At 60.7% G+C, this 521-nt stretch carries 1 protein-coding gene; it reads left to right on the top strand.

What is annotated here, in order from left to right; all coding sequences use genetic code 11:
• Window positions 1-521 (top strand): hypothetical protein (locus NG653_RS14650; protein WP_252742456.1); only part of this gene is annotated, 521 nt, incomplete at both ends.

Raw genomic sequence — 521 nt, 5'->3', positions numbered from 1 at the left:
CTGACGCCCTATCTGGACAACACGGACGACCAGCAGATCACCGACTTCAGCCTTACGGGCAACACCCTGACGCTGACCCTGGAGAACGGGGGCACGCAAGATGTGGACCTTTCGGGCTATGTCTCCACGGACGACCAGAACCTGACCCTTAGCGGGAATACCCTTGGGATTGAGGACGGGAACACTGTGGATTTGGCCCCGTACCTGGACAACACCGATGACCAGAACCTGACCGGCGCCACTTTGACCGGCACCACCCTTCAGATCGACATTGAGAACGGTTCTTCAGCCAACGTGGACCTGTCAAGCCTGGTGGGCACCGACGACCAGGGGCTTAGCCTGAGCGGCAACACCCTGACCCTGGAAGACGGGGGCACCGTCGACCTGACGCCCTACCTGGATAACACCGATGACCAGCAGATCACGGACTTCAGCCTTACGGGCAACACCCTGACGCTGACCCTGGAGAACGGGGGCACGCAAGATGTGGACCTCTCGGGCTATGTCTCCACGGACGACCA

It is taken from the genome of Robiginitalea marina (assembly GCF_024006985.1).
In the GTDB taxonomy this organism is placed as follows: domain Bacteria; phylum Bacteroidota; class Bacteroidia; order Flavobacteriales; family Flavobacteriaceae; genus Robiginitalea; species Robiginitalea marina.
This window is presented reverse-complemented; position numbering and strand designations above follow the sequence as displayed.